This is a genomic window from Gemmatimonadota bacterium, assembly GCA_039715185.1.
Lineage (GTDB): Bacteria > Gemmatimonadota > Gemmatimonadetes > Longimicrobiales > RSA9 > DATHRK01.
The window spans coordinates 1-4422 of record JBDLIA010000148.1 but is presented as its reverse complement, the minus strand read 5'-3'; the positions used below and the strand labels follow the sequence as shown (position 1 = coordinate 4422).

Sequence of the window (4422 nt, the reverse complement as noted above, 5' to 3'; positions counted from 1 at the left end):
CACCCCGGGGAAGTTGCGATCTACGAAAAGCGTCGTAGATTAGCAGCATGAGTCCGGCTAGACCCACCGAATCCGAGCTCGAGATTCTCCAGGTGCTCTGGAGACGCGGGCCCTCGACCGTCCGCGAGGTCCTCGACGACCTGGCCGATGAGCGCGAGCGCGTCTACACGACCGTGCTCAAGCTGCTGCAGATCATGCACGAAAAGGGACTCGTAGCGCGCGATGAAGGCGGCCGGACGCATGTGTACGAGGCGACGGTGAACAGGGAGTCCACCGAGCGGGCGCTCCTCGCGGACCTGGCCGATCGAGCGTTTGACGGGTCCGCGGCCCGGCTGGTGATGCGGGCCCTTTCCGCGCGCCGCGCCTCGGATGCCGAGTTGGAGGAAGTGCGTCGCCTGCTGGACGAACTCGGGGAGGGACGAGCGTGAGCGCCGAGTTCCTGGCGTCGGCGTTGGCCCATTCGCTCTGGCAGGGCGCGGCCATCGCCGGTCTGGCGGCGGCCATTCTGGCACTGCCTTCGTGGGGCCCTTCACGACGTGCCCGCGCGCTGATGACCGCTCTGATCGGCGTCCCGATGGTTACGCTGGGAACGGGGGCCTTGATCGGTGGGGCCGGTGTGTTCGGACCGGTGCCCGGCCCGGCGTCCGGGCCAGGCAAGGGTTCGGGATTGGCGAAGGCTCTGGAGACGGGCGTGGCCGCCCTCGACGCAGGTACCGTCGAAATCGCCGGGTGGGTCGTCGCCGTGTGGGCCGCTGGGGCCGCGTTGCTCGGCGCCAGGCTCCTGGCAGGACTCTACGGGGCTCGCAGACTCGGCGCCGATGCGGAGCGGCCGGCCGCACATGTGCGGGTGGCGGTGGAACGCGCGGCAGACCTGCTGCGGCTGCGTCGGCCGCCCGAGATCTTGCAGACGGACCGCATCGACTCACCGGCCGCGCTGGGTGGTCGCCGGCCACGCGTGCTCGTGCCGCGCGGCATTGAGGATCGACTATCGCGGCGTGACGTGCAGGTCCTGATGGCCCACGAGGTCGCGCACCTGGCCCGGGGAGACTGGAAGGCCGGCATCGCGCAGGCGGCCGTCGAGGCGCTGTTCTGGTTTCACCCAGGCGTGTGGTGGCTGTCGGCTCGCCTGCGCCGGGAGCGGGAGTTCGCGTGCGACGATCTGGCGGCTCGCGTGGCCGGTGGCTCACTGCACATGGCGCGGGCCCTGGAGCGACTGGAGAGCCTCCGCGCGCGGCCCATCCCGGTGCCGGCGATGCCCGTTGCCCGCGGTCCTTTGCTGGCCCGCGTGCGCCGGCTCGTGGATTCGGGACCCCCCCGGGACCGGCGCGGGTTGGGCGGCCCTGTCGCAGCCGGGCGCGTCGCGCTGGGGCTCGCAGGAGCAGCGCTCGCGGCGTGGGCGACCGTTGTCGCTGTCCCCGTAGCGGCAGCGGCCGCGAGCGGTGTGCTGAGCACCGTGCGCGCCGTCGACGACGCCGGCACGTTCACCATCACGTTCCGAGACGGCCGTGCCGTGGGCGGCTCGCTGGATGGCCTCGCCATTGGACCTGAGCGACTTCGGCAGACGCCGGACTCGCTGTACTTCCTGGCGCCGGATGGTTCGACCTCGTTCGGCGTGCGCGTTCGGCCCGACGGCGGGATATCGTGGAACAACCGTTCCGCCGCGACCGCTCCGGAATCCTGACCCCTCCATAACCATCAATCGACCACCGACCATGATCAGATCTCGCGTCAATCTACGAAGCTGTTCGTATACCATTGTCCTCGTGACCTCGGCGATGGTCTATCAAGGATTCTGGCCCACAGACCTTCCGGCTCAGGCGGCAGACACGCAGGCGGTGCCCGCCGCGGCACGGCCGAGCCTGGAGGCCGCTTCGGCCGTGCGTCGAATCGGCCCGCTCGGCCCACCCGAGATCTGGCCCGGCTTCCGACCAGACACGCTTGCGGTGGTGCTCTCGACCCCCGAGGTGGGATGGCTGCTCTCGGGATGGCTCGACTTCGCCCCGGACGGTTTCTCCCCGGTGCCGTTGCGTCCGTTCCTCGCCTGGAGGCCCTACCGGCAAGGCGCGCCCGAGGACCAGAATACCATCTCCCTGGAGGGGCACCCGTGGATCTTCTACCGCGCGAGCGGGAGCCGCGCCGTGGACCTCGGCAATCTCGTGCATGAAGCTTTCCATCTCTTCGAGCGCGAGTTGCGGCCCGCCGGCGACTATCCACCCGGTGAGAATTCATTCCGGGTGGTCTCGTACCCGGAGTTCAGCGCTGAGAACGAGGCCGGGCTGGCTCTGGAAGGCCGCCTGCTGGCCGCGGCACTCGACGCGCTGCCGGATACCGCCGGAGCGGCGGCGCTCACGCGGTCTTTCGTCGCGGTGCGCGAGGCTCGCCACCGACTCATGGCGCCGGACGATGCGCTGTTCGAGATCCGCACCGAGCTCAACGAGGGGGTGGCCCAGTACGCGTACGTCCGCGCCCTCGAGCTGGTGGCGGACGATCCCGGAATACCGTGGGCGGACGAGGCCCGACTGGAGGCACACGCACAGCGGAATGAGCTGCGCGATCTAATCGCTCGGCGCCGTCAATCGGCCCGCCTGCGCTTCTATCTCACCGGGCTCGGCCAGGCGCTTCTGCTCGACGCCCTGGCCGGGCCGTCGTGGAAGCTGGCGGTGATGGAGCGGGGCGCCTCGCTCCCGGACCTCTTGGCCGAGGCGTCCGGCTACCGAGTCCTCGAAGAGCAGCTGGTCGAGGGCGCCGAAAGGGAGTACGGCGACCGCCTGGATTCGCTGGCCAGCGCCGCCGTGGAAAGGCTCCAGGCTGAGCGAATGAGCACAGCGGCCGAGGCAATGACCGCGCCGGGCGCCCGGATCGAGGTGGACGTGAGCGCATTGCCCGGAGGCGACGTCGGCTTCTGCGGCCTGGACCCGCAGAACCTGCTGCAGACCGGGGACGGGAGGCTCCTGCACGCGCGCTGGTTTCGGGCCTGCGCGCCCGGGTTCGACGCAGAGTTCAATACGCCCGTTCTGCATGACCGGGAGGCCGGCACCCTGGAGCTCGTGGCGGCCCCGGAGGCGTCCCTCGAGGTTCTGGTCGATGGCCGGCCATTGTCCGGTCCCGACTCCGCCCCGGCGCGCGGCGAGTTACGGATTCGCGGATCGGGGGTCACTCTGGAGGCCGACGGAGCGGAGGTCCGCTGGGTGGGAGGGGCACTCCAGATCGTGGTGCACGTGGCAGGCTAGGCGCGCACCCGATACGCACGGCGGCGGTTGCGGGCCCGCGGCCAAGGCACCACTGGGAACCTCGCCCGGGGGGCGACGGGTTTGTCGATTTTCCGTTCGCCGCCAACAGCAGGTTTGAAATGCACAGGTCGAGCAGCCTCATCGGGCTCGCCGCGACGGCAGTACTGGCCATATCCGCGTGCGACGACGAATCCATCACGCCCCCCGTGGAGACCGGCCCGCTCGAGGTGAGCGTCGTCGGAGCCGGAGTCGATGCCCTGATCAGCGCCGAGATCACGGTGGGGGACGCGCGCACCGAGATGACGTCGGAACCCGGGCGACTGAGCGCCAGCATACCCGGTATCGAGCCCGGCTCGATCGAGCTGCGGTTCGACTTCCTGAAGGAACGTGCGGACATCGGCGAAGGCCAGGTGCACACGCGCTTCGCCGACGCCACGGTCGCCGTCTCGGACTTCGCGGGCGAGCCGATCGTCCTGGACTTCGATGAGCTGGGGCTCGTCCATCGGGTCTCGCTGGCGATACCCGGCGCGACGGCGTTTTTCATTGACGACCCGTGCGTGGCGATGACACGGCTGGATACGGACTTCACGACGGTCGATACCGACCGGGCTATCTACGAGGGTGCCTTCGAGCGGGTGCTGTCGTTCGTGTTCAACGTCGACGAGAACTACGATGGCGGAGACGTGCTCGCGAACGCCGAGGGCAAGGCCGACTTCGAGGCTGCCTGCCTGGGCGGAGCGTGGGATTCGGCGGACACGCTGATATGCGTGGACATCGGCGCCACGCTGGGCTGCATGCACTACGTGTTCGGCGAGCCTCTCGGCGCCTGAGGCCTTGCGGCCCGGCTCGCCCCCGGGCCGCGCCTACTCCTCGATCGCGCCGCCGATCGAGCGCAGGTGCTGCCGGAAGCTGTAGCCGGGCTCCGCGCTTCTCCGCTCGATGTAGTCAGCGAAGCGAAGCTGGTCCTTCAGCGTCTCGCCGGCCTCGATCGCGGCCGCCTGACGTCGCTCTGTTTCCATTATCGCGGGCGCCGCCTCGATCAGCCGCCCGGCCTCCGCGAGCGGAGCGAACAGCACGCCGTCGTCATCGGCGAACACGGCATCCTGGCGCGTCGCCACCGTGTCTCCGAAGCGCGCGGCCGTCAGCGCGTCGGCCTCGCGCGGATCGAGCCGGCGTGGGCCGGATGGACAGC

The 4422-nt window shown here is 70.0% G+C and carries 5 protein-coding genes; 4 read left to right on the top strand and 1 reads right to left on the bottom strand.

Going from position 1 to position 4422, the window contains the following annotated elements; translation table 11 throughout:
* Positions 1-47: 47 nt before the first annotated feature.
* From ABFS34_15875 to ABFS34_15860, 4 genes are all read left to right on the top strand, one after another.
* Positions 48-428 carry a BlaI/MecI/CopY family transcriptional regulator gene (locus ABFS34_15875; GenBank protein MEN8376905.1) on the top strand — a complete coding sequence of 127 codons (381 nt, stop codon included), beginning with the start codon at positions 48-50 and terminating at the stop codon, positions 426-428.
* Complete coding sequence (locus tag ABFS34_15870) at positions 425-1681, top strand: M56 family metallopeptidase (GenBank protein ID MEN8376904.1); 1257 nt, start codon at positions 425-427, stop codon at positions 1679-1681. Before ABFS34_15875 ends, ABFS34_15870 begins: the two co-directional genes overlap by 4 nt.
* A gap of 196 nt (positions 1682-1877) precedes the next feature.
* Positions 1878-3230 carry a hypothetical protein gene (locus tag ABFS34_15865; GenBank protein ID MEN8376903.1) on the top strand — a complete coding sequence of 451 codons (1353 nt, stop codon included), beginning with the start codon at positions 1878-1880 and terminating at the stop codon, positions 3228-3230.
* Positions 3231-3349: 119 nt separating this feature from the next.
* The gene (locus ABFS34_15860) at positions 3350-4060 is read left to right on the top strand and encodes a hypothetical protein (GenBank protein MEN8376902.1); all 711 of its coding nucleotides are present in this window, start codon (positions 3350-3352) and stop codon (positions 4058-4060) included.
* A gap of 33 nt (positions 4061-4093) precedes the next feature.
* Here ABFS34_15860 and ABFS34_15855 read toward each other — a convergent pair.
* The coding region (locus ABFS34_15855; GenBank protein ID MEN8376901.1) for a hypothetical protein at positions 4094-4422 on the bottom strand (329 nt) is incomplete at its 5' end.